This is a genomic window from Chryseobacterium gleum (assembly GCF_900636535.1).
Lineage (GTDB): Bacteria > Bacteroidota > Bacteroidia > Flavobacteriales > Weeksellaceae > Chryseobacterium > Chryseobacterium gleum.
Map to the genome: position 1 here is coordinate 2,213,928 of NZ_LR134289.1, position 23,079 is coordinate 2,237,006.

27 protein-coding genes and 1 riboswitch are annotated in these 23,079 nt (G+C 36.4%); of the genes, 16 read left to right on the forward strand and 11 right to left on the reverse strand.

The features are described from left to right. Positions 1–27 precede the first annotated feature (27 nt). Complete coding sequence (locus tag EL165_RS10080) at positions 28–510, forward strand: cytidine deaminase (protein WP_002977452.1); 483 nt, start codon at positions 28–30, stop codon at positions 508–510. Between the two features lie 230 nt (positions 511–740). Here the strand turns inward: EL165_RS10080 and EL165_RS10085 are convergent, their stop codons facing one another. The 6 genes from EL165_RS10085 to EL165_RS10110 form a co-directional block, all read right to left on the reverse strand. Next, on the reverse strand, positions 741–1,049 hold the full coding sequence (locus EL165_RS10085; RefSeq protein ID WP_002977450.1) for a barstar family protein: 309 nt from the start codon (positions 1,047–1,049) through the stop codon (positions 741–743). Between the two features lie 185 nt (positions 1,050–1,234). Then, entirely contained in the window at positions 1,235–1,738 is a 504-nt protein-coding gene (locus EL165_RS10090; RefSeq protein ID WP_002977449.1) for a ribonuclease domain-containing protein, read from the reverse strand. Between the two features lie 26 nt (positions 1,739–1,764). Beyond that, a complete protein-coding gene (gene nadE, locus EL165_RS10095; RefSeq protein WP_002977448.1) occupies positions 1,765–2,556 on the reverse strand; it encodes an NAD(+) synthase in 792 nt (263 codons plus the stop codon). A 13-nt stretch (positions 2,557–2,569) separates the two neighbouring features. Next, positions 2,570–3,109, reverse strand: a complete 540-nt coding sequence (locus EL165_RS10100) for a GNAT family N-acetyltransferase (RefSeq protein ID WP_002977447.1) — start codon at positions 3,107–3,109, stop codon at positions 2,570–2,572. Then, positions 3,099–3,629 (reverse strand): GNAT family N-acetyltransferase, encoded by a 531-nt coding sequence (locus EL165_RS10105; protein ID WP_126358618.1) that lies wholly within the window; start codon positions 3,627–3,629, stop codon positions 3,099–3,101. Before EL165_RS10105 ends, EL165_RS10100 begins: the two co-directional genes overlap by 11 nt. Positions 3,630–3,640: 11 nt before the next feature. Beyond that, positions 3,641–4,279, reverse strand: coding sequence for a leucine-rich repeat domain-containing protein (locus EL165_RS10110; protein WP_002977445.1), 639 nt, complete (start codon positions 4,277–4,279; stop codon positions 3,641–3,643). Positions 4,280–4,331: 52 nt separating this feature from the next. On the opposite strand from EL165_RS10110, the gene gldB reads away from it, so the two are divergent. The 9 genes from gldB to EL165_RS10155 all read left to right on the forward strand — a co-directional run bounded on the left by gldB (position 4,332) and on the right by EL165_RS10155 (position 11,498). Further along, entirely contained in the window at positions 4,332–5,315 is a 984-nt protein-coding gene (gldB, locus tag EL165_RS10115) for a gliding motility lipoprotein GldB (protein WP_126358619.1), read from the forward strand. A 32-nt stretch (positions 5,316–5,347) separates the two neighbouring features. Further along, positions 5,348–5,671 carry a gliding motility protein GldC gene (gldC, locus tag EL165_RS10120; RefSeq protein WP_002977443.1) on the forward strand — a complete coding sequence of 108 codons (324 nt, stop codon included), beginning with the start codon at positions 5,348–5,350 and terminating at the stop codon, positions 5,669–5,671. Positions 5,672–5,804: 133 nt separating this feature from the next. Next, positions 5,805–6,944 (forward strand): cystathionine gamma-synthase, encoded by a 1,140-nt coding sequence (locus tag EL165_RS10125; protein ID WP_002977442.1) that lies wholly within the window; start codon positions 5,805–5,807, stop codon positions 6,942–6,944. A 68-nt stretch (positions 6,945–7,012) separates the two neighbouring features. Next, positions 7,013–7,465 carry a GNAT family N-acetyltransferase gene (locus tag EL165_RS10130; RefSeq protein ID WP_002977441.1) on the forward strand — a complete coding sequence of 151 codons (453 nt, stop codon included), beginning with the start codon at positions 7,013–7,015 and terminating at the stop codon, positions 7,463–7,465. A 96-nt stretch (positions 7,466–7,561) separates the two neighbouring features. Next, entirely contained in the window at positions 7,562–8,074 is a 513-nt protein-coding gene (locus tag EL165_RS10135; RefSeq protein WP_002977440.1) for a DinB family protein, read from the forward strand. A 264-nt stretch (positions 8,075–8,338) separates the two neighbouring features. Then, a complete protein-coding gene (gene tnpA / locus EL165_RS10140) occupies positions 8,339–8,767 on the forward strand; it encodes an IS200/IS605 family transposase (RefSeq protein ID WP_002977439.1) in 429 nt (142 codons plus the stop codon). A 275-nt stretch (positions 8,768–9,042) separates the two neighbouring features. Further along, positions 9,043–9,591: an L-threonylcarbamoyladenylate synthase gene (locus EL165_RS10145; protein WP_002977438.1), complete on the forward strand. Its 549-nt coding sequence runs from the start codon at positions 9,043–9,045 to the stop codon at positions 9,589–9,591. A 106-nt stretch (positions 9,592–9,697) separates the two neighbouring features. Then, positions 9,698–10,042, forward strand: a complete 345-nt coding sequence (locus EL165_RS10150) for a nuclear transport factor 2 family protein (RefSeq protein WP_002977437.1) — start codon at positions 9,698–9,700, stop codon at positions 10,040–10,042. Positions 10,043–10,079: 37 nt separating this feature from the next. Then, entirely contained in the window at positions 10,080–11,498 is a 1,419-nt protein-coding gene (locus tag EL165_RS10155; protein WP_002977436.1) for a CCA tRNA nucleotidyltransferase, read from the forward strand. Between the two features lie 139 nt (positions 11,499–11,637). Here the strand turns inward: EL165_RS10155 and EL165_RS10160 are convergent, their stop codons facing one another. The 4 genes from EL165_RS10160 to EL165_RS26295 all read right to left on the reverse strand — a co-directional run bounded on the left by EL165_RS10160 (position 11,638) and on the right by EL165_RS26295 (position 16,197). Beyond that, positions 11,638–12,693 carry a YncE family protein gene (locus tag EL165_RS10160; RefSeq protein ID WP_002977435.1) on the reverse strand — a complete coding sequence of 352 codons (1,056 nt, stop codon included), beginning with the start codon at positions 12,691–12,693 and terminating at the stop codon, positions 11,638–11,640. A gap of 20 nt (positions 12,694–12,713) precedes the next feature. Further along, positions 12,714–14,540, reverse strand: a complete 1,827-nt coding sequence (locus EL165_RS10165) for a TonB-dependent receptor plug domain-containing protein (protein ID WP_002977434.1) — start codon at positions 14,538–14,540, stop codon at positions 12,714–12,716. 31 nt (positions 14,541–14,571) lie between these two features. After that, a riboswitch (cobalamin riboswitch) is annotated at positions 14,572–14,749 on the reverse strand. A 135-nt stretch (positions 14,750–14,884) separates the two neighbouring features. After that, positions 14,885–15,862 (reverse strand): T9SS type A sorting domain-containing protein, encoded by a 978-nt coding sequence (locus tag EL165_RS10170; protein ID WP_232529179.1) that lies wholly within the window; start codon positions 15,860–15,862, stop codon positions 14,885–14,887. Continuing rightward, positions 15,814–16,197: a hypothetical protein gene (locus EL165_RS26295; RefSeq protein WP_232529180.1), complete on the reverse strand. Its 384-nt coding sequence runs from the start codon at positions 16,195–16,197 to the stop codon at positions 15,814–15,816. Before EL165_RS26295 ends, EL165_RS10170 begins: the two co-directional genes overlap by 49 nt. Positions 16,198–16,352: 155 nt before the next feature. Here EL165_RS26295 and EL165_RS10175 point away from each other — a divergent pair, with 155 nt between their 5' ends. Together EL165_RS10175 and EL165_RS10180 are read left to right on the forward strand one after the other, a co-directional pair. Next, a complete protein-coding gene (locus EL165_RS10175; RefSeq protein ID WP_002977432.1) occupies positions 16,353–17,978 on the forward strand; it encodes a helix-turn-helix domain-containing protein in 1,626 nt (541 codons plus the stop codon). Further along, positions 17,975–19,108 carry a tetratricopeptide repeat protein gene (locus EL165_RS10180; protein WP_002977431.1) on the forward strand — a complete coding sequence of 378 codons (1,134 nt, stop codon included), beginning with the start codon at positions 17,975–17,977 and terminating at the stop codon, positions 19,106–19,108. Before EL165_RS10175 ends, EL165_RS10180 begins: the two co-directional genes overlap by 4 nt. Before the next feature lie 57 nt (positions 19,109–19,165). Here the strand turns inward: EL165_RS10180 and pafA are convergent, their stop codons facing one another. Beyond that, entirely contained in the window at positions 19,166–20,812 is a 1,647-nt protein-coding gene (gene pafA, locus EL165_RS10185; protein ID WP_002977430.1) for an alkaline phosphatase PafA, read from the reverse strand. A gap of 53 nt (positions 20,813–20,865) precedes the next feature. On the opposite strand from pafA, the gene EL165_RS10190 reads away from it, so the two are divergent. From EL165_RS10190 to EL165_RS10205, 4 genes are all read left to right on the forward strand, one after another. Continuing rightward, entirely contained in the window at positions 20,866–21,702 is an 837-nt protein-coding gene (locus EL165_RS10190) for a hypothetical protein (RefSeq protein WP_126358620.1), read from the forward strand. 18 nt (positions 21,703–21,720) lie between these two features. After that, a complete protein-coding gene (locus EL165_RS10195) occupies positions 21,721–22,113 on the forward strand; it encodes a VOC family protein (RefSeq protein ID WP_002977428.1) in 393 nt (130 codons plus the stop codon). A 17-nt stretch (positions 22,114–22,130) separates the two neighbouring features. Then, complete coding sequence (locus EL165_RS10200; protein ID WP_002977427.1) at positions 22,131–22,667, forward strand: GNAT family N-acetyltransferase; 537 nt, start codon at positions 22,131–22,133, stop codon at positions 22,665–22,667. Between the two features lie 101 nt (positions 22,668–22,768). Then, positions 22,769–23,002, forward strand: coding sequence for a hypothetical protein (locus EL165_RS10205; RefSeq protein WP_002977426.1), 234 nt, complete (start codon positions 22,769–22,771; stop codon positions 23,000–23,002). Positions 23,003–23,079: the final 77 nt, after the last annotated feature.

Below are 23,079 nucleotides of genomic sequence, written 5' to 3' on the forward strand. Positions count from 1 at the left end.
TTACCCCCCTTTTTTAGTTGACAATATATGAAAAAAGACATAGAGATCAGTTACGAATATTTTAAAAATAGCAGTGAACTGAGTGATATAGAAAATAAATTATTTGAAAGAGCCAAGGAAGCCCGTGAAAATGCTTACGCACCTTACTCCCAGTTTCTGGTAGGATGCTCCGTATTACTGGAAAACGGAGAAATCTACTCTGGAAACAACCAGGAAAATGCAGCTTATCCTTCCGGACTTTGCGCAGAAAGAACCACTCTATTCTGGGTAGCTGCCAACTTTCCGAATGTGAAAATAAAAAAGATTTTTGTAGTGGGAGGTCCGAAAGAATTTCATGAAAAAAATCCTCCTATTCCTCCGTGTGGAGCATGCCGCCAGAGTTTAATTGAGTACGAAACGAAGCAGAATGAAAATATCGACCTTTATTTTTCAAGCATGAATGAAGAGGTTGTAAAAGTGCATGCAGTGAAAGATCTGCTTCCTTTTTATTTTGATTCTACTTTTTTATAACCAGGTGAAACCTGATTTTCAGCTCCCTGCCCAGGTTTGAAACTCTGACAGGCTGTGAAGCAAAAGTTCACATCGGCTAGTCCTGAATAAACGTGACAGTTAAATAAAATAAGAAACCTAACAGGTTTTGAAAACCTGTTAGGTTTGTATGTCAAAGAATAAAATACTATAGAATAAGAATCAATATAAAAAAGGCTGTCTCCTGTATTGGAACAGCCTTTCTTACTTTATTATTCTTCAGATTTTACATCATCATCTTCGTCTTCGTATTGCTCCAGATAATAACTGAAACTAAAATCTTCCACTTCTTCTTCCGCATCTTCCAGAGTAGTCAGAAGGTCTTCAAAAATCTCAAGCTGATCTACAGTCATGTTGACGAATTCTAAATGGAGTGGCATTTCCAGACTCCCGGTGATGGTATCAAAAAGGGCATCAAGATTATCCCCAAAATGCTCAGGAAGCTGAATTTTTTCCTTGAGCTGGGTGTAAAAATCTTCATAATCACCTATGTCTGTAAAATCTATATATACTGTCTTCATATTGAACTAAAATTTCCAATTTTTATTGATTAAAAAAGTGTTGCATTTTTTTGCAGAATTTTTCGGAACTGCACGTACAATACTTTATTTTTCAAAATTACGACTTATCACCCCTTAAATACAAATTATGCACTAATCATTGCGAGAAGCTTAGCACGAAGCAATGACCTGATGCTATTTACGCATTACTGTTTTTCAAAACTTTTATAATGGTTCTTGGTAAGGTACACATCACCATTCCGGGTATAGATGATACGGTCTGCATTTCTTCCGCCGCAATGGTAATTTACATCTGCTTCAAAGTACTTTTCCCCATCCGGCAGACGCCTTTCTCTGTTTCCGAATTTATCCCCTCCAATAGCTTTTCCGGGAAGCACATCGCAAAGATTTCCTTTGGAAGGATTCCAGCCCTGTTTTCTGGCGTCATTTTTAGTGATATAATAGTCCGGAAGCCTGTGATTTTGTTTCACATAGCTGATCACCGTTTTTTCTTCAGTAAGCTGATCAATAGAAATCTGAGAAGATGAATTTCCATCGGAAGAAGTGCTTCCATAATTCACCGTTTCTTTTTTTACAGAATCTGACTGAACTTTTTTATCTTCAATAAAGTTCCTGTAGACATACATCACGGACATTCCGAAAAGAAGTCCCAGACATATAAAAAAAACCGATCTTATTTTTCCGTTCATAGCTGTTATTTAATATGATACTATTTCTATGCTCTCCACTCCTCAGGAATATCGCAAACCGGAATAGGATCCATTTTATGTTTCGCAGCCTTATGCATTCTGTCGAAAATCTCGAAAACTTCTTTGTCTCTTCCTTCGTAATCGTCAGCCGTTTTCGTTCCGTATTCTTTCTGGATTTTTTCCAGTTCCGGATAACTCGCGCCAATTTGCTGCTCATCTGTTCTTTCCGTGTCCCAAAGCCCATCTGTAGGAATAGCTTCCTGAATACTTTTGATAAGATTTAACCCCTTGGCCAGTTCATATACTTCAGTTTTATAAAGATCAGCAATCGGAGAAACATCTACTCCCCCATCTCCGTATTTTGTATAAAAACCAATTCCGAAGTCTTCTACTTTATTTCCTGTTCCACAAACAAGAAGTCCGTTCAGCTGCCCGTAGTAATAAAGTGTAAGCATTCTGAGACGTGCCCTTGTATTCGCAAAGGTCAAATTCTCATTGGGATATACCTCATTATTTACATGAAAAGTTTTATAGATTTCTTCAAACGCTGGGGTCAGATCTACAGATATTGTTTCTACATTGGGAAATCTGGATTTAAGGTCATTCATGTGGTCCTGTGCACGATCTACCTGATCAGCTTTCTGACGGATCGGCATTCCGATCAGTAATGTTTTCATACCTGTCATTGCTGCCAAAGTAGAAACAACTCCTGAGTCCACTCCTCCGGAAACCCCGATTACATATCCGTTTACTTTAGCATTTGTAGCATAATCCTTTAACCAGCTTACAATATGATCTATTACTTTTTGTGTTTGCATTGTTTATATTTTTTTAGTCTATTCCAAATTCCTGCGGGTATTTCACCACTCCTGTTTTATTTTTTAATCCGTCTTTTACCAATTCTACAGCCATCCCGTTTTCTTCCGGAATATCGAATGGAAAAGAAATGCCAAAATTACTTGTTTTTTTGTAACCAAAGCGCGGATAATAATTTTCATGCCCGATAAGGATTACAGATTCATATCCCAATTCTTTGGCAATACGGTGTCCTTCCAGAATCAGTTTTCCTCCAAGCCCCCGATTCTGAAATTCCGGCTTCACTGAAACAGGAGCCAGAGCAAGTGAATCAAAAGATTCTGAATTATTGACAATTTTTATTTTTGTGAACAGAATATGTCCGGCAATTGTACCCTTTTCATCTTCTGCCACTAATGATAATTCCGGGATAAAGGCTTCTGATTTTCTCAGCTTTTCTAACAGAAACTGCTCCTGATGATCACTATGTTCCATTTCTCTGAAAGCCTCTTCTGTCAGTTGAAAAACCTGTTGATGGTCTTTTTTTCTTCCTGTCTTATTATTATCATTTTTCACCGTATTTTTCACGCTTCAGTTCGTACCAGAAACAAATTCCATCCGGTTCCTCAAACTCGCCGGTTTTTTCAAAGCCTAATTTTCTTAAAATATGGTTAGAAGCATCGTGTTCAGAATGTGCATAGGCATAAATAACATCGGCATTCAGGCCATTAAAACCATAATCAAGAGAAGCTTTTCCAGATTCCATGGCATAGCCTTTTCCCCACGATTCAGGAAGAAAGCAATATCCCAGTTCCAGCACATTTTTATAACCATTGGTTTCATGGGTAAGCAGTTTCAATCCGCTCCATCCTATTAAAAGTCCGCTTTCTTTTTCCACAACTCCCAATCTTCCTACTCCATTCTCATCATACTGTTTCTGAATCATACTGATGATCTTTTTTGATTCATTGATATCCGTTAAAACCGGTACACCAATATACTTCATGACTTCAGGATTGGAATCCATCAGAAATAAGCGTTCAAAATCTTCATCTTCCAACTTCCTTAAAATCAATCGTTCTGTTTCTATTTTCATAATCATTGGTTTTAGTCTTCCGCTCCAAAAATAGTCACGTTTGTTTTTGCGGCTTTCCTGATATCTGTTTCTCTTATCTTATTCCCCATGATATTAAGGGTTTGTAAGGCCGGATTACCGGAAATATCAATTTTCTGAAGCTTGTTATGTTCTACGTTCAGTTTTCTTAATACTTTAAACTGAGTCAGGTTTATTTCTTTTAATCGATTTAAAGATAATGTTAATTGGTCAATTTTCGGAATCTCTTCCAGTGAAATACTTTCCAAAAGATTATTGTCCAGATATAATGAACTTAAATTTTTCAGGTTTTCTGCTTTGAATGAAGAAATTTTACATCCTGTACAGGAGAACAGCTCCAGCTGATCCAGTTTACGAATTGTAATATCAGGAATTATATTATCATCCAGAACAACCATTTTCACATTTTTAAAAAGGGAAAGATCTTCTGCCGAGGTAATTCCTTTCTGAGTCAGAAACAGATTCATAACCATCTCAGCTTCGGAAACTTCCAGTAATCCGTTTTTATTCAGATCAAAATTTCCGAGTACTGCTTTTTCAAAGTTTTTATCTTTAAATTCAAGCTTTTGCCCATAGAAAAAAGATATCATGAAAATAAGGTACAGGGCTGTAAATATTTTAATTTTCATCATGAATTGTGTATTTAATCCTTATTTTTGTAAACTTAAATTCCATGTAAAAATAATGAAGATTTTTAGATATATTGCGCTTTCTTCTGTTTTAGCTGCCGGACTTATTTCCTGCAAAAAAGAACCTGAAAATCAATGGAAGGTTGAAGTAAAAGAAACAGCTGAAAAAGTTGACATCACAGATATTTCCAAAGAATTTTATAATCCGGATGTTCCTTTGGATCAGTTTAAGTCGAAATTTCCATGGTTTCAGGGAACTGTTTCTGATGCTGATTTTGAAAAAAGAAGAGCTGATGCTGAAGAGATAAAAATCTACAAGGAAGCAATCGGAAAAATAAACCAGGCAAATCTTCAAAAGGAACTTCAGAGCTTGTTTTCACATATTAAATATTACTTCCCGAAGTTTAAAAATCCGAAAGTATATTTATTTTCATCTGCCTTACAGATGGTTCAGGATCCGATATTTTATGACGAGAAAGGAAACCTTTTATTTATAGATGTCACCGGTTTTATGGGTGATGGAAATCCTAATTACAAAGGGCTGGAACTGTATTTTCAAAAATCAATGAACCCACAGAATATGGTTCCAAAAGTATCACAGCTTTTTGCAGAAAAGATTGTAACGGAATCTCCTGATCATCAGAAGTTCATAGATCAGATGGTTCTGAACGGGAAAGTAATGATTCTCCAGGATGCTTTTCTTCCCGACGTTCCTGATTATCTGAAAATAAATTATACCAAGAAGCAGTATGAATGGGCAACCAACAATGAAGCCAACATCTGGAACTATTTTGTAGAAAGCAACCTGATTTTCGGAGATGATCCGAGACTTGGAGAACGTTTCATCTCACCGGGACCTTTCTCGAAATTTTATACGGAAATTGATAACGAATCTTCACCACAGATCGGAATTTTTACAGGATGGCAGATCTGCAAAGCATACCTTAAAGAAAAGCCTGAAACAAAGCTGACGGATTTTCTGAAAATGGATGCCACCACAATTTTTAATCAATCCGGTTATAAACCGAAACTTAAATAAAGAAAATTTAGAATTCAGAAAAAATAGAAAAAATGAGAAAGACTCAGATTACGATAGATGTAGAGCTTGATGAAAATCATGTCCCGGAAAATATTACATGGAATGCCCAGGATGGCGGTATTGAAAAACAGGATACCAAAGCAACCATGATTTCTGTATGGGATGACAAGACAAGAGAAGCGCTAAGAATTGATCTTTGGACCAAAGAAATGCCTGTAGACCAAATGAAGATGTTTATCCATCAGATTTTAATATCTTTAGGAAATACGTATCAGAGAGCAACCGGCGAAGAGGATGTAGCACAGTGGATGGAAGAAATTGCAGAAGAGTTTGCTGTGAAATCCGCTATTAAGTAAAAAAATATAATTGCAGCAAGCTGCAGACAGTAAGCGGTAAGCTTTTTGTATTCAGCTAGAGCAAATTTTAATAAAACAATCCGCTTAAGCAATATGCTTTATTGTTTAATGCTCAAGTCTAAAGCAAAAAATTATGAATTTTAATACAAAAGTAATTCACGGAGGGCAGCACCATGAGTCTGCAACGGGTTCTGTAAATGTACCTGTATTTTTGACCTCTACATTTGCACAGAAAAGCCCGGGAGTACATTCCGGATATGAATATTCGAGAGCTGCCAACCCTACAAGACAGGCATTGGAAGACTCTCTGGCAAGTATTGAAAACGGAGCGAGAGGTTTAGCTTTCGGTTCGGGTCTTGCGGCCATCGACTGTGTTTTAAAATTATTAAACCCAGGGGATGAAGTAGTTGCTGTAGATGATCTTTACGGAGGAACTTACAGAATGTTCACAAGACTTTTCGAAAAATATCAGCTGAAATTTACGTTCGTGAATTTTGACGATGTTTCCAAAATTGCTGATGTCATTACAGATAAAACAAAACTGATCTGGGTAGAAACTCCTACGAATCCTTTGATGAAATTAGTAGATATCAAAGCAGTAGTAGAAGTTGCAAAAGGAAAAGATATTCTGGTAGCAGTAGACAATACTTTCGCAACACCTTATATCCAGAGACCTATTGATTTGGGGGCTGACATTGTAATGCACTCAGCAACGAAATATTTGGGAGGTCATTCTGATGTAATTGCAGGAGCTCTTATTGCTAAAGATGCTGAACTGGGAGAAAAACTTCACTTTATTCAGTTTGCGAGCGGCGGTATTTTAGGCCCTCACGACTCTTATCTTGTATTGAGAGGGATCAAAACATTGGCATTGAGAATGCAGAGACACTCTGACAACGGTTTGGCTGTAGCTAAATACCTTGAAACTCATCCGGCGGTAGATAAAGTAATTTATCCAGGATTGGAATCTCACCCTCAATATGAGCTGGCAAAATCTCAGATGAAGGAATCAGGAGGAATGGTTTCATTTACTTTTAAATCCGGAAAGAAAGAAGATGCTATTAAATTTCTGGAAAAAGTAAGAGTATTTACCCTTGCAGAATCTTTAGGAGGTGTAGAATCTCTGGCTAACCACCCTGCGTTAATGACTCACGCTTCAATTCCGGCAGAAAAACGTGCGGAACTGGGAATCACGGACGACCTTGTTCGTTTAAGCGTAGGAATAGAAGATGCAGAAGATCTTATTGCGGATCTTGAGAAAGCTTTTTCTTAACATACAATACACTCAATGAGAAGGATCTTGATAATCCTTCTCATTTTATTATAACACCAACTGATATTATGAAAAACTCAAGGAAAGCAGTTGTTTCCGACTTACCACAACTCGCAGAATTATTTGATCAGTACAGGGTATTTTATCATAAATCCTCTGATATTCCTGCAGCTACAAACTTTCTTCAGGAAAGGCTTGAAAGAAAAGATTCAGAAATTTTCGTTGCAGAAGAAAATGGTAAACTTACTGGTTTTGTACAATTATATCCTATATTTTCATCTACAAGAATGCAGCGTTACTGGCTGTTGAATGATCTGTACGTAAATGAAAAACACAGAGGTAAAGGCTATTCCAAAGAATTGATTGAGGCATCCAAAGAACTATGCCGCTCTTCAAATGCGTGTGGTATCCTTCTGGAAACAGGAAAAAGCAATGATATCGGAAACCAATTGTATCCAGCCTGCGGCTTTGAGCTTTATGATTCCGTGAATTTCTATGAATGGACGAATCATGAGCAATGAGCAATGAGCAATAAATAATTTTAATATTTATACGCACTAACAAACCCCGAGTCTCGAAAACTCGTATCCCTAAATTACTACTAAAAACAAAATTATATGACCGAATTTCAAAAATACATCCAAAGATATTTAGATCAGATTCCATCAGGAGATTGGTTAAACGAACTGCAGATATCAGCAGACAAAACCATCGGAATTTATTCCAACCTTACTGAAGAACAATCCACCTTCGCTTATGCAGAAGGAAAATGGACTTTAAAAGGTCTTCTGCTTCATTTATCGGATACCGAAAGAGTTTTCCAATACAGGATATTAGCGTTTGCCAGAGGAGAAAAAAACAACCTTCCCGGATTTGATGAAAATCAATACGCTGATCAGTCTTTTGCAGACGAAAGAAGCCTGGAATCTCTTTTAGAAGAATACAAGCTGGTAAGAAAGTCTTCACAGATTCTACTAGAAACACTTCAACCTTCTGCTCTGCAAAACACAGGTATAGCTAATGGCCATGAAATTTCTGTAGAAACCATCGGTAAACTGATCGTGGGACACAATTACCATCACCTAAGTATTATTGAGGAAAGGTATTTATCGAAATTGGGATGGATGTAGTAGAAAGAAATTAAAAAATACGTTTGAATTTTGATAAGTTTTGGCTAAAGCCGAATGATTATTTAAAATTGTTTAAATGGGCTAAAGCCCATTTCTATTAAATTGGATATTCGAATTTTTTAAAAAATATTCCACCGATTAATAAAAAACATCAATAGGAACGGGCTTTAGCCCGTTTTTACATTATTTACCCTTATTCCATTGGCTTTAGCCGAAACTTATTGACGTATTGAAAAAAATAATATTTTTGATAAAACAACACAAATGGCTTTTATCAAAATTTATATTCATCTTGTTTTCTCTACAAGAAACAGAGATCCATTTCTCAATACATTCGACATACGTCTCAAGGTCTGGAAACATATTAAAGAATATTCCACAGAAAAAGGAATATTTTTAGACATGATTAATGGCTATTCAGATCATTGTCATTGCCTTATTTCTCTGGGATCTAATCAGAATATAGAAACAATTGTTCAACTGATAAAAGGAGAATCGTCTCATTGGATCAATAAAAATAAACTTGTCACTGGAAAGTTTTCATGGCAGGATGAATATTTTGCAGTTTCAGTTTCCGAATCTATGGTGGATACTGTAAGAAATTATATTAAAAATCAGGAAAAGCATCATCAGAAAAAGAGTTTTACTGATGAGTATAAAGAATTTATTGAGAAGTATAATTTTAAAATGTGATAGGTTTTGGCTGAAGCCATAGAATTTGTATCCATTTTTTAAATGGGCTAAAGCCCATTTCTATTGAATAAAATTGACGTTTATATATTTATTTTGATCTACTTTAATACGTAATAAAGATATCAATAGGAACGGGCTTTAGCCCGTTTTATATTATACATAATTCCATTGGCTTTAGCCAAAACCTAACAACACAGCCACATTCACACCCTATTTTTTTGCCCAAAACTCACAGATTTTCTACCTTTATCCACTCTTTGAATTCACTTACAATTATGGAACATATTATCGAAATATTAAAATCCGGCGGAACGATTCTTTATCCTACAGATACCATCTGGGGAATTGGTTGTGATGCGACCAATATAGAAGCTGTCAATAAAATTTTTGAAATCAAAAAGCGTGAAAAGAATAAATCCATGATCATCCTTGTGGAGTCTGAGAAAAGACTTCAGGATCTGGTAGATGTTCCTGAAATGGCCTGGGAAATTATTGATCTCAGCGAAAAGCCGGTAACTATTGTTTATGAAAACCCGAGAGGTTTGCCTAAAGAGCTTCTTGCTGAAGACGGAAGTATAGGAATCCGTCTTGTAAAAAATGATTTCTGCAAAAAACTGATTACAAAATTAAACAGACCTCTTGTATCTACTTCAGCCAATTTCAGTGGCGAAAAAAGCCCTTTGAAATTTTCTGATATTTCTCAGGAAATGATTGATCTTGTAGATTATGCAGTGGAGGAAGACAGAGAAAAAGTTTCAAAATATTCAGGTTCTTCGGTAATTAAAATATGGAATGACAACAGGATAAAAGTTCTGAGAGAGTAATTATTCTGAAGCTGCCTGTTTATTTTTAGAGTCTTGTCAGTTCATCTTGGCAGGATTTCTTTTTTTTAATTCTATCTTTGCAAACTCAACTCATAAACTATTTGCTATGGATCATCAAAAATTTGCTCAAACGTGGGTGAATGTCTGGAATTCTCATAATTTAGAGGATATTCTGTCCCATTACGCGGATGATATTGAGATCACCACTCCTATGATTGCTATGGCCACAGGTGGCAGGGAAAGTTCATTAAAAGGAAAAGAAGCTGTCCGTGAATATTGGAGAAAGGCACTGGATAAATTTCCGGACCTTCATTTTGATCTGATCCATTCTACGGCGGGAGTAGATTCGGTAGCATTATTTTATAAGTCGATTATGGATAAACATGCTGTGGAAGTCATGTTTTTTAATGAAGATGGAAAAATTAGTAGAATGTATGCTCATTATGATTAATGGGTAACATCGGTAGAAATTGACACTGTTATTAACAATGAAAATTAATCTTAATCAAAATAAGAATTTAAAACTTTTTAAAATCATTTCTGAAGCAGCAGAAAGGAATCACCAGTCCGTATACATTGTAGGCGGTTATGTACGTGACCTTCTGATGAACAGAAAAGCTTCTACGGATATAGATTTTGTAACGGAGCAAAGCGGTATTGAACTTGCCCAAAATGTAGCTCAGGATATAGATCCGAAATTGAAGGTTTCCGTATTCAAGACCTACGGAACAGCCATGATCAAATATAAAGAGCTTGACCTTGAATTTGTAGGAGCCAGAAAGGAAAGCTATACAGAAAACAGCCGCAAGCCTGAAGTGGAGGGCGGAAGCCTGGAAGATGACCAGAAGAGAAGAGATTTTACGATCAATGCGATGGCTATCTCTTTAAACAAAAATAATTTCGGAGAACTGATCGATCCTTTTAATGGAATTGATGATCTTGAAAAAGAAATTTTACGAACTCCGCTGGAACCTGCGCAGACTTATTCTGATGATCCTTTAAGGATGATGAGAGCGGTGCGTTTTGCTTCTACTTTACATTTTAAAATTGAGGAAAACTCTCTGAAAGCTATCCAGCAGGAAGCTGAAAGAATCAGGATTGTTTCTATGGAAAGGATCATGGTAGAATTCAACAAGATCATGCTTTCTGAAAAACCTTCTGTTGGTCTTAGATTAATGGAACAAACCGGTCTTTTAAAGCTGATTATTCCTGAACTGATTGAACTGAAGGGTGTGGAAGAAGTGGAAGGACAAACACATAAGGATAACTTTTACCACACATTGGAGGTCGTTGACAATATTTCCGTGAATACAGATAACCTTTGGCTGCGTTGGGCTGCCTTGCTTCATGATATTGGAAAAGCTCCAACCAAAAAATTTGTGGAAGGAACAGGATGGACGTTCCATGGACATGAGTTTTTAGGCTCAAAAATGGTTAAAACACTTTTCCAAAGACTAAAACTGCCGTTGGGAAGTGACATGAAATATGTTCAGAAAATGGTAAAGCTTTCGTCAAGGCCCATTGCTCTGATCACTGATGACGCTTCAGATTCTGCTTTAAGAAGACTTTTATTTGATGCCGGAGAAAACCTGGAAGATCTTTTCACCCTTTGCAAGGCAGATATTACCACGAAAAACTCCAGAAAACAGGAGAAGTTCAAAAAAAACTTTGAATATGTGGCGGTAAAAATCAAAGAAGTGGAAGAAAAGGATCAGGTAAGAAACTTCCAGCCGCCTATTACCGGTGAAGAGATTATGGAAATGTTCAATCTTAAGCCGGGCCGTGAAATCGGTATTTTAAAGGAGAAAGTAAAAGAAGCAATCCTGGAGGGTGAAATTCCCAATGAAAAAGAAGAAGCTACAAAGTTTGTAATTGCTGAAGCTGAAAAACTGGGATTAACAATATAATTCAAGATTATAAAATATAAAAAAATCCGGCGTGATGTTCCATCACGCCGGATTTTTTTGCTTACTATGAAAACAAAGCCGGCCGGTTTCTTCGAAACCGGCCGGAAAAAAACACAAATGATGAAAAAATAAAAAATTATTATGGGTTTACAAAAGTTCCGTTAGCACCGATACCTCCTGTTTTCACGGTAACAATCTTACTTCCTGTAGCTGCTGAGTATATAACCATTTCGCTTTCTTGTGTAAACTGCTTTACGTCAGAAGCAAAAATTCTTCCGTCAATAACATTAAATCCATACAATGTAAAATAAGGACCACCATCTGCAGCTGTTAATAATGGACTGGAAGGAACTGTCGGAGCAGTTAAGCTTGTTGTATACACCTTATTGGCTGAGCTGAAATATAATTTATCATTATCAATCTGAAGGTTGGTTGCACTTGGAATTCCTGTCAGTGTAATTACCGGTGTAAGGGTTCCGGTACCTGAAATCTTATAGATATAAGAATCTGTAGCTGTTGAAGAAATTGTATAAACATTGGATTTGTAAGAGACAGTATTTCCAATCTGACCATTCGGAACGGTAATTTCAGTTTTGCTGTCGTTGGAAGTATTGATATAAGTAATCTTGTTTCCATATCCTGATGAAGCATTCTGTACGAAAATATTTCCTCCCGCTTCTACTGTTTTATCAGAAACTTCAGTCATGTTAATTTTGCTTACAAATGAATAATCAGAAGCTTTATACTTAGTTATACTTTGAGTATTTGCACTGAAATTAGTGTTAGCAACATAGATAAAGTCATTAGCGAAAGCAATTCCTCTCGGATTATCAAGCTGTTGTGTGATTACTCCCAATTTCTTAAATGTGTAACGGTCTACTACAACAATTTTGTTTGAGTTATTCAAAACAAGATAAGCTTTATTCCCGTTAAGGCCAATCGTCTGAAGAACATCACCCAGGATCTCTTTATTGTTGTTATAACCATATACATCATCCTGCTTAAGGCTTAAATCTCTCGTAACGAAAGTTACTTTAGCTCCCTGGCTGTTAAAATTACCTTCATTAGAGATAAAATATCCGTTCTGGTAAGTGATCGGAGAAACGTCAAACTCGGCAGAGTCACTTGTACATGAAGAAATATTAAACAATAGTACCACTGCAAATAAGACAGTTAAAAGTTTAGTTATTTTCATAATTTATTCAATTTTAATTATTAAAAATTTATTGCTGCGTACACACTATAGTTTCTTTTCGGTAAAGGATAGAAAGAAACGGTTTTATAGTAGGTATTGGTTAGATTATTCACTTTAAATCCTAAAGTATACTTTTTTGCCAGAGTTGCAGAAACACCCATATTTAAAAGAAAATAAGGATCTATAGCCTCTGACCTTTTTTCATCACTTGTGGTGTAGGTAACCCCGTTCAGCAGTGACTGGGTAAAAAATTTAAAGAAACCATATTCATAATCCACATTAATGTTTCCTCTGTGTATAGGAACATAAGGTCTCTGCATGTTGGTTTCTTTATCAATAGATTTTGCATAATAATACCCTGCATTCGCCCGGATTTTATGATTTCCCAACTGCTTGCTGAATGACAGCTGAGATTCCAGCCCGTAAGATTCTGCTTTATTAACATTAAAAGCCTGCCAGTATCCTTTAGCGGTTGGCAGCCATACAATAAGGTCTGTAATATCCATATAATAAGGAGAAAAGCTAAGCCTGAAATCTCCCATTTTGAACTCATTAGTCATATCTACCTGAGTTGAGGTTTCCGGTCTTAGGTCTTTATTTCCACCCGGTTCATAGTAAATATCATTAAATGAAGGATATCTGAAGTTTTTGGAGACGTTAATGCTCACATCATACCATTTTGCAGCGCTCCATTTTCCGGAGAAAGAATACATTAACGGTGATTTTACATCTTCCACAAAATCTTTTTTAAATCCACCTTCAAAACGCAGATCTTTCGTTGCAAAATATCGTAATAATCCTGAAACTGATCCTATATTTCTGCTGACACTGGATATCCCGTTCTGATAACCTTCTCCCTTATTGACCTGAAATTCTCCTATTAGATTAAAATTCCATTTTGAATTCAGGAAATAATTAAAATCATTTTTAAAGATATAATTTTTCCCTGTTCCACTGCTGGATTTAGGTTGGGTCAACGAACCAAAGTACTGGAAATTTTCTTCTGTATAAGCGGCTTTTAAGGAGTTGCTGAACTTTGTTTTGTTCCAGTCCCAGGAAAGGAGGCTCCTTACGCTCTGCGTTTTATATTTAGTTTTTGTTCCTGTTTCCTCATACACAGGATAATGCTGTGAAGAATCAAAAAACTGGCTCTGCCATGAAATTTTATGATCGTTCGTAATTTTATAGGATGCACCTACATTGAACGTTGTATTGTAATAATTCCCGTTTCTATTGATGTAGTTAAGGTCACTTACCTTATAATCATTTTCACTTACAGAATAATTTCCTGAAGCTTTAAAACTGAACTTATCATTGCTGTAAGAACCTTTTATAAAATTATTATAAGTATTAAAGGAAGCCACTTCAGAAAACAGGGAACCATGAAAGCCTTTATTAAAATCAAGGGTATTATTCAGGTGAATGCTTCCCCCAATGGCTCCGCTTCCATAGACAACACTTCCGCCGCCGGCTTTTATTCCGATCTGATCATACCCGAACAATGCGATATTGTTGATATCTCCCTGCCCGAGAAAATTGGAATTGATATTAATTCCGTTCCATACAAATGCAGTCTGCTGGGCGGTAGTTCCCCTGAAAGAAGGTGAAGAAACAGCGCCGCGGCCATTTTCCTTAATAAATACCTGTGACTGAAATCTCAGAAGTTCCGAAAGGTTGCTGGAGTTCTTCTCAGCATCCTCTGCTGAAATTATTTTTACGGGATGAAAAAGCTTCACCCTGTTCATCTGATTGTCGAAGACATAAATAGTGTCAATGGTTTTCTCTTGTCCAAAAAGAAAACAACCATAAGATGAAAAAAGCAGTACTAAAGATCTTTTTATATCCATACCTTTTTACTTTTCCTCCGAAAGCAATATGTTTTTTGTTATAATCCTGGCAGGTCTCCTGACTTTCGCATTCTGCCCCTTCCCGTTGTTAAACAGTGGCTTTTTGCAGAAACTTGTGTTGCGATTTACAGTTGCGGGGACAGTCCGGGAGTTACACCCGATTCCCTTTTCATTCCAAAATACTGGAAACCAAAATTTTTGCAAAGATAGTTTTTTATGTGTATTCACCAAAAAACCGTGCTTCGCCTTAAAAATGTTATCTTTTGGGTACGTAAACAAAAAAGAACAGCCGTTTTCAATATTGAAAACAGCCATTCATCCCACTACTTTACTATTTATATATGTTATTTTTTGATAAATTTATAAGTTTGTTGCTTTTCTCCCTTCACTGAATATTCCAGAATGTAAGCTCCTTTTGACAAGGATGAAACATCAATTTGTCCTTCTACAGTATTGAATGATTTCACCCTTTGTCCAACCAAGTTATAAATTTCTGCCTTCTCTATTTTTCCTGTGCCTTTAAAATATAGAATATCAGTAACCGGATTAGGATAAATATCCATGTTGTTTTTTTCTTTTACCTCATCATTCACTGATAAATATTCAGATGTATCCAGATAAAAAGCAACCATTTGATTGGAAGCATTCACACCCATTCCGGCAATTTTCTTCCCATCCTGAGAAATAGCCAGAGGAAGTCCCATCGTCACTCCATTGGTGGCAATTCCTAAGGATACCGCATAATCATTCAGATTAACTCTTCCGGTGGCAGAGGTCCATATAAAACCCTCGCCAGACATTGGAGGTGCTCCGAATGCTCTGTAATATCCAATAACTTTAGTTCCATCCCCTGAAATTCCTGTTGCGCCTCCCTTGAAACTGAATGATGCATTAGGATGCGTAATATAAGTAAGTCCGCTTACTGCATTCCAAACATAGGGATTAGGATTGGCTGAACCGATGATCGTACTTCCGTCTGCGGAAATACCTCCCGCTTCTCCAACATTATTTCCATTGTTATCTGTAATAAAACTTTCCACTCCATCCTGCCATTTCGCACCACTTCTGGTACCGTTTGATTCGTCCTGCCATCCTACAATTACCGTTCCTGAAGCATTGATTGCGTTTGCCCTGGAGCTTCGTCCCTGAACAATACTTCCCAGATCTACCATTCCGTTTACTTCATCCCATTTCACAGCATGTGCGTTAGCTGCCGTCAGGAATCCCAGCCCCACAATTGTACTGCCATTAGCTGTCATTCCCCAGGTAGAACTTACACTGCCATCCCAGCCGGTAGGAACCAGCCCCCCCTGTTTACCCATGTGGCCGTAGCTACATCATAAGTCGAGATTTCATTGAAACCTGTTGCAGCATTTGTAACGGAAGATGAGATCTTGGTCCCGTCATTCGAAACTATGGTTCTGCCCGCAGCAGGATATCCGTTTGATATTGAACCTATCTGTACAAGTCCTCCCGATGCATTCCATTTATATATAGCTCCTGCACTTGTATGCAAGCTTACCACTCCATTATCTGAAACAGCTCCTACATTATAATTTCCCAAGCCTATTACAGTAAGCTGAGCTTTCACAATACCCAATTTCAGAAAAAGGCAAGCTGTTAATATTTTCATTGACATTTTGTAAAATTTTTTCATATTTTATTATATTTAGATTTTTTAATTGGTGAAAACAATATTAATATAATATTTACCACACCCAAAGAAATTGACTTTCATAATTCGTGAATTTCAAAAGAATATAATTTTTAAAATATTAATAATCAATCAGATAATAAAATATTATTTTGAATATGGATTTTACCCGAATTATTCAAAAAAACACAAACAACCCAGTATTCATTCAAAAATTATTTGATCATAGCAAAGAAATTCTCCTTGTTATTTTCATTGGCTTTTCCCTTATTACCAATGCACAATCCGGTCCTGACTTTACTATCCTGGCAGATAAGGCATTTCTGAAACTCTATCAGAATTCTGACGAATGCATCAGCTACACTCAGGGAATTCTTGTCAGCGATCAGAACACAGAACACAAAATGATCCTTCAGAATATTATTTCCCAGGCTTTTGCCATGAAAGGTGATTATGTACAATCTGTGAATATTTTTGCTCAAAAAGAAGATCCTGAACACAATAATCTTTCTTATTTTATGCAGATCTTCGGTGATTATAACCTTGCTGATCAGTATCAGAATCTGGGTTTATACAATCAGTCTAAGAGAATTATCAGTTATCTCCTGTCTGATCAGAAACTTCTTAAAAGTAACGATGCGACTCTAAGAGTTACTACCGCAAAACTGTATCAGCTTCAGGCTTTGAACTCAGGGATCAACCGGGATTATCCCACAGCGCTGCAAAATCTGGACAAAAGCAATCAATACCTCAGCGGTCAGAATGAAGAAAATAAAATATTAAAACTGGAAAACAGGATTTTCCGTTCTTCCTATCTGCTGAAACAAAATAAACTTATCGAATATCAACCTCTTATAAAAAGTATTATTGATGATCTTGAGCATCAGAAAAACCAGCCATTTCTATTAGGTCTTGCCTATGAAAATCTATCTCAATATTATTTTCTGAAGCAGGATTACAGAGCATCTGTTGAAAAGCTGGAAGCCGGACTTTCACTGATTGAAGATCTGCCTTTCAATAATTTAAAAATTAAAATCTATGAGTCATTATCCCGCAGCTATTATGCACTTCATGATGATGCAAAGTACCACCAGTACAATAAACTTTACAATGATTTAAAAACAAAAACAGATGCCAGTTCCAGGGAAGGAATACGGTATCTTGTAAAACTTGTGGAAACCAGTCAGAATAAAAATATTGAATTTCAAAAGCTGATGTTTGTTAAATCTTTCTGGCCGTTAGCGCTCATTTTGTCTTTGATAATTTTGGGACTATTCGCTTATTTTTTAAGTATTAAAAGTAAAGGTAAAGACTTAAAAAAACAATTTGATTTCTTTGAAAAACAGATCAGTCGCAAGTCTCAGTCTGCCATTCCAGAGAAGGTTACTGCAACAGCAAAAGATTCCGGTTCTACCAAAATATCAAGGGAAAAAGAAGATGAGATTCTTCGCAAACTTGAAGAATTCGAAAAATCCGGTCATTATCTGAATAAAAATATGTCGTTATCCATGCTTTCTTCTCAAATGGAAGTTAATACGAAATACCTTTCAGAAGTTATTAATAACAAGGAGAAAAATTTTAACGGCTATATCAACAAACTAAGAATCAATCATATTGTACAATTATTAAAGAATGATTCTACTTTTCTCAATTATAAAGTGAGCTATCTTGCAGAGTATTCAGGGTTTTCATCGCACAGTGCCTTTACTACGGTCTTTAAGTCTGTCACCGGGATGTCTCCTAATACCTATATTCAGGAAATCAGTAAAAGTAAAACTGTATGAAACTCTTTTTTAAAATAATAACCTCAATCCTTCTGTCTTTTTGTATCGGTATGAAAGCTCAGAAAATACCGGATCGTGAATTAATAAGAAAAGCCCGGCTTGAAATTTATGACAACCCCGATTATACCATTAAAACCGGAGAACAATTATTAAAGAAAAATCCGGATATCAGTACATCCATTGATATTTACATGCTGCTTTCCACAGCGAATATTGCCAAAAGAAACTTCGAGGAATCTTTAAAGTATATTTTAAAAGCTAAGGAACTCTCGCAGAAAACCAACGATTTCAAAAGCCAGGCAAGTGTTCTTATTTCTGTTGCCATTCAATATCAGCAGATGGAACTATTCAATAAGAGTTTAGAAACATTGAACGAAGCCGATCAGTATCTGGCCAGAATACCGGAAAAAACTCCTTTCAAATATATTGAAACCGCAAGAAGTTATGCTATAAAGGGAATGATTTACAAGAGTCAGTCTAATTCAGAAATTGCCCTGGAAAAGTTTCTAATTTCGATACAGAATTTTGAAAAAGTATCCTCCGGGAAAACCACCTACGCTAATATGAGTGTGGTATACTATAACATCGGATACTGCTATCTTAATCTTAATCAAATTGATAAAGCACAGGAAGCTTTTGTTCAGTCTTTGGACTATGCCCGGAAAAATCATGCTAAAAGTCTGGAAGCATTTGCCTTGAAAGGAATTGCTGAAATCTACAGGCAAAAACATGAAAATCAATCAGCAATCAATCTTTTGCTAAAAGCAGAAAACCTGTGTAAAAATACGGGCGATATTATTTTGAACGAAGGCATTTACAAAGAGTTAGCTGATAATTATCTTGCTCTGGGAGAACAGAATCTCTATCAGCAGTATAACAAAAAATACCTGGAAATGCGTTTCAGGAGAAAGCAGAACGAACTGAAATCCATTAATCAGATTATTGATAATCATAATAGAGAAACCTATTTAGAAAGCGAAAAGCTGAAATCTTATCATAATTCCATAATAACAGCTTCTGTTGCATTGGGAGGTATTATAATGGCTGTACTCCTGTACTTCATTGTAAAGGTCCGAAGACAAAATAAGAAGTTTCAGAAAGAAATTCAGCAAATGATAAGAGCATCATAACCAAAATAAAAGCCGTTCCAGCGTTGGAACGGCTTTTATTTTATATAATTTTCAACTTTATTTACCAATAACTTCAGTAATAGGGTTTCCTACATTTCCACTTGGGAACTGGATTTTCAGTAAAGAAGATACTGTAGGAGCAATATCAGTCATGTGATATTCTTTATTGCTTTCTCCCTGCTTCACTCCCCATCCCATGAAGATCAATGGAATATGTGAGTCGTAAGAATTCCATACACTGTGGGTAGTTCCTGTTTTTGAATATGGAGGAAGCATAGAATCGTGAGAGATCAGCTGGATGTCTCCGCTTCTCTGTCTGTTGATTCCATTGATAATTCTCTGTTTGATTGGTTCCGGAATGCTGGATTCCTGCACTTTATCTACGGAAACAGCATATAAAACCGTCGGATCTTTCTCAATTTCTTTCACTGCAAAGTTTCTTACATCATCCAGTTCAAGCTTGCTGTCCGCCAATACTTTTCTGTCAAAATAAATCTGGTAGTTATCGATGGCGTTGATTAGTTTATCAGCTCCGAATTTTTCCTTCAGCTTCTGGTTCAGATTCTTTTCTGCATCTTCTCCGAAGAAACCTGTCGGGATTTTATGCTCTTTAAGGAACCCTACAGAGTGCGCGCCTCCGTGGTCAGCAGAAAGGAACACCGTGTACTCTCCTTTTCCTACTTTGGAATCAAGATATTTGAAGAATTCTGCCAGATCCTGGTCTAATCTGATATAAACATCTTCTACCTCAATAGAATTCGGTCCGAATTTATGTCCTGCATAGTCTGTAGATGCAAGGTTGATAGCTAAGAAGTCTGTAATATTATCTCCACCCAGTTTTTCACCTTCTACAGATGCTTCAGCCAATTTCAATGTAAGCGTATTTCCGAAAGGTGTATAACGGATATTATCTTTTTTAGCCTGATAATCTTTTGCTAAGTTGCTGTAAGGGAAAGTAGGCGTTTTGGCACTTCCCAACAGACCTTCCCAAGGTGAATTGTCAGGTGCACTTTCCGTATATTCATTTATTGGAAGTAACGTATTCCAGCCATTTGCCACTAATTTTTCCGGAAGATTCTGCGCATTGAATGATTTTACCCACTGAGGAAGATCATTCATGTACCATGTACTTGTAATGAAATTTCCTGTGCTGTCATCAAACCAGAAGGCACCATTAGGCGTGTGACCTGCAGGAAGAATCGAGGCACGGTCTTTCAAAGAAACACCCACTACTTTTCCCTGGAAATTGGTAGCCAGTCTCAATTCGTCAGTTACCGTAGTAGACCAAAGATTTTTCGGAGAATGACTTCCTGTTTTTGCATTGGTAGTTCCAACCGGCTGAACGCTCTCATCCGCAGTACAGTAAACTCCTTTACCAGTTTCTTTATCTGTCCAGTCGTTTCCCGCAATCCCGTGAATAGCCGGTACAGATCCTGTATAGATACATGTATGCCCCAAAGCTGTAATGGTAGGAACATAAGGAATATGTACATTATTTAAAGAGTATCCTGTATTCAAAAGTCTTTTGAAACCATCATTTCCGTATTTACCATAAAAACGGTACAGATAGTCCCAACGCATCTGGTCTACTACCAGCCCTACGACTAATTTTGGTCTTTCCAGTTGAGTGTTTCTGTTCTTCTGCGCATTGATTGTAACTACGGACAATAAAGTAGCTGCCGCAATTGAAATGTTCCTAAGCATCCAAGTAAAATTTTTATTGACCACAAATTTAAGGGTTTTGAAAGTTTTGGAGTGTGAAATTTTATTTAATTTTGATTATTGTACAATTCATCAATCCATCTTCTATGATTTTAGGCGTATACTGGTATTTCAGATTTCCGGACAATTTATATGACTTTCAATTTTTCAAATTTTATCCCGGATATGGCGGACACGCCGATAACCCAGCCGAATTGGCAGCAAGAGTCCGTGTTGAAAATACAGATGATCTTATCCTGAAACTCGAAGAATTAAAAGCGGGCTTCAAGGAAACTTATTTACACTTGAATATTAATGAAAATCAACTGATCATCAATATTGGTGACCATATGCTTTTTGATTTTCATTTTCAGTTTGCGTTAGAAATCGAAGAATTATTGATACGTGAAAATGCTGTATTGTTAGATTCCGAAATTCCTTTTACCATTCAATCCAGTAAAAGCTACCCGCCTGAAAGAGAAAAATTCCGAAACATAGAACACCGTTTTATCCAGATGGTGGGTTCGGATTTCAAAAAAAGTAATGCAGAACATTATGCTGCCAGAATTGACTGTAATCTGCCTTTACAGTATAAGCAAGATCTTATTAATGATTTGTCGCAGATTTGCAGAGAAGAAAATCTCCATGTATTTTACTATAATGATTTTGATTTTAAAGATCATTGTAACCTGATGCTCTTTTTCACCAATGGCAGACAGAAAAAAAATACCTTACAAAAGGTTGATATCAATTCTTTCGGAAGTAAAGTACGTTTGCTTACTCAAAAATATCCACTTCACTTCGGTCATTTCGGAAGTTTCAAAGAATATCCTTTACAAGGGCCCCATACAGAACTGATGGTGGATGAAGAATATATTATCAATAAAAAATAAAACCTTTATTATTCAAATATGATCAAATTCAAATATGTCATCCTATATGTTGAAGATGTAGAACAGTCCATGAATTTTTACAAAAATACTTTCGGCTCTGAAATAAAGTTCATGACTCCTGAAAAAGACTACGGAGAACTTCTGACTGGTGAAACTACTCTTTCATTCGCGTCTGTCAGCCTTGCAGGTTCCAATATCAAAAAAGGATTTTTAACTGCAAAAACAGAAGATAAACCCTTCGGGATGGAATTAGGCTTCACTACTGACAATGTAGAAGCTTTGGTAGAAAAAGCAATAAAAAACGGGGCTGTTCTTTATGAAGATATTGCTGTAAAGCCTTGGGGCCAAAAAACGGCTTACATTAAAGATATCAACAATTATCTTGTAGAAATCTGCACCGAAATCCAATAAGCTTAAAAATATCTGATGTGGAAATAAGAAAATTACAAAAATTAACTTCCGACCAGGGTCTGAGCTGGGGGCATAACGGCTATATAACAGACAAAATATATGCAGTCTCTTCTATTGAATTTGGAGGTTCATTTGAGTTTATTTTAAAAGAAAAGTCTTTGTCTTATACTAAAATCTGGGAAACCACTCCTGAAGACCTTGCAGACCTGAACACCATCATTGCACAGGGAAATTCTTTTGGTGCTTTCATCAATGAAGAACTGGCAGGTTGGATTATCTGTGAGCAAAGAACGTGGAACAATAGTTTTTATATTGAAAATATTCTGGTCTATGAAAAACACAGGCGGGAAGGAATCGGAGTTATGCTGATTAAAAACGCCATTAAAGAAGCAAGAAAACTAAACTGCCGGGTCATTGAACTGGAAACACAAAATACCAATTACCCGGCCATACAGTTTTATAGAAGAATGGGATTCAATATTACCGGACTGAACACCAGATTGTATGAAAATGCGGAAGAAATTGCTCTTTTCATGACTTTAGATGTGGAATAGAAAGGTCGTTATTATTAATCTCTAGCTCTATTCAATTAAAACACTTGCTGGTGTGTTAAAAAATTTATACATTAGTAATCAACAAATTAAAAATGATTACTATGAAAAATCTGAAAAAATTAAAGAGAAATCAGCTTGTCCTGATCAGCGGAGGTGACACCCCTTATGCAATATGTGATATTGATGGCAACTGTCCTCCTACAATAGGTTCTTATTATTGCAGTGATGGTACCTGTTACAGAGTTTCCGGCGGTGGCGGCGGTAATCCGGGATGTAATGAACCGATGCGTCTTTGCCAGGAATGGGAAACAGGATGCGGATGTGTTTATATCTAAAGCATACTTGTTAGATAAAATTTTGTTAAGGGCGGTTTTTCCGCTCTTTTTAGTTTAAAAAAATGCATATTTGCATT

Coding starts and splice junctions, on each gene's coding strand:
- EL165_RS10175 (WP_002977432.1), top strand. CDS start 16,353: ATGGATTTTACCCGAATTATTCAAAAAAACACAAACAACCCAGTATTC.
- EL165_RS10130 (WP_002977441.1), top strand. CDS start 7,013: ATGAAAAACTCAAGGAAAGCAGTTGTTTCCGACTTACCACAACTCGCA.
- EL165_RS10080 (WP_002977452.1), top strand. CDS start 28: ATGAAAAAAGACATAGAGATCAGTTACGAATATTTTAAAAATAGCAGT.
- EL165_RS10205 (WP_002977426.1), top strand. CDS start 22,769: ATGAAAAATCTGAAAAAATTAAAGAGAAATCAGCTTGTCCTGATCAGC.
- EL165_RS10125 (WP_002977442.1), top strand. CDS start 5,805: ATGAATTTTAATACAAAAGTAATTCACGGAGGGCAGCACCATGAGTCT.
- tnpA (WP_002977439.1), top strand. CDS start 8,339: ATGGCTTTTATCAAAATTTATATTCATCTTGTTTTCTCTACAAGAAAC.
- nadE (WP_002977448.1), bottom strand. CDS start 2,556: ATGCAAACACAAAAAGTAATAGATCATATTGTAAGCTGGTTAAAGGAT.
- EL165_RS10155 (WP_002977436.1), top strand. CDS start 10,080: ATGAAAATTAATCTTAATCAAAATAAGAATTTAAAACTTTTTAAAATC.
- gldB (WP_126358619.1), top strand. CDS start 4,332: ATGAAGATTTTTAGATATATTGCGCTTTCTTCTGTTTTAGCTGCCGGA.
- EL165_RS10150 (WP_002977437.1), top strand. CDS start 9,698: ATGGATCATCAAAAATTTGCTCAAACGTGGGTGAATGTCTGGAATTCT.
- EL165_RS10105 (WP_126358618.1), bottom strand. CDS start 3,629: ATGAAAATAGAAACAGAACGATTGATTTTAAGGAAGTTGGAAGATGAA.
- EL165_RS10165 (WP_002977434.1), bottom strand. CDS start 14,540: ATGGATATAAAAAGATCTTTAGTACTGCTTTTTTCATCTTATGGTTGT.
- EL165_RS10195 (WP_002977428.1), top strand. CDS start 21,721: ATGATCAAATTCAAATATGTCATCCTATATGTTGAAGATGTAGAACAG.
- EL165_RS10090 (WP_002977449.1), bottom strand. CDS start 1,738: ATGAACGGAAAAATAAGATCGGTTTTTTTTATATGTCTGGGACTTCTT.
- EL165_RS10110 (WP_002977445.1), bottom strand. CDS start 4,279: ATGATGAAAATTAAAATATTTACAGCCCTGTACCTTATTTTCATGATA.
- EL165_RS10180 (WP_002977431.1), top strand. CDS start 17,975: ATGAAACTCTTTTTTAAAATAATAACCTCAATCCTTCTGTCTTTTTGT.
- EL165_RS26295 (WP_232529180.1), bottom strand. CDS start 16,197: ATGAAAAAATTTTACAAAATGTCAATGAAAATATTAACAGCTTGCCTT.
- EL165_RS10145 (WP_002977438.1), top strand. CDS start 9,043: ATGGAACATATTATCGAAATATTAAAATCCGGCGGAACGATTCTTTAT.
- EL165_RS10085 (WP_002977450.1), bottom strand. CDS start 1,049: ATGAAGACAGTATATATAGATTTTACAGACATAGGTGATTATGAAGAT.
- EL165_RS10160 (WP_002977435.1), bottom strand. CDS start 12,693: ATGAAAATAACTAAACTTTTAACTGTCTTATTTGCAGTGGTACTATTG.
- pafA (WP_002977430.1), bottom strand. CDS start 20,812: ATGCTTAGGAACATTTCAATTGCGGCAGCTACTTTATTGTCCGTAGTT.
- gldC (WP_002977443.1), top strand. CDS start 5,348: ATGAGAAAGACTCAGATTACGATAGATGTAGAGCTTGATGAAAATCAT.
- EL165_RS10135 (WP_002977440.1), top strand. CDS start 7,562: ATGACCGAATTTCAAAAATACATCCAAAGATATTTAGATCAGATTCCA.
- EL165_RS10170 (WP_232529179.1), bottom strand. CDS start 15,862: ATGGGTAAACAGGGGGGGCTGGTTCCTACCGGCTGGGATGGCAGTGTA.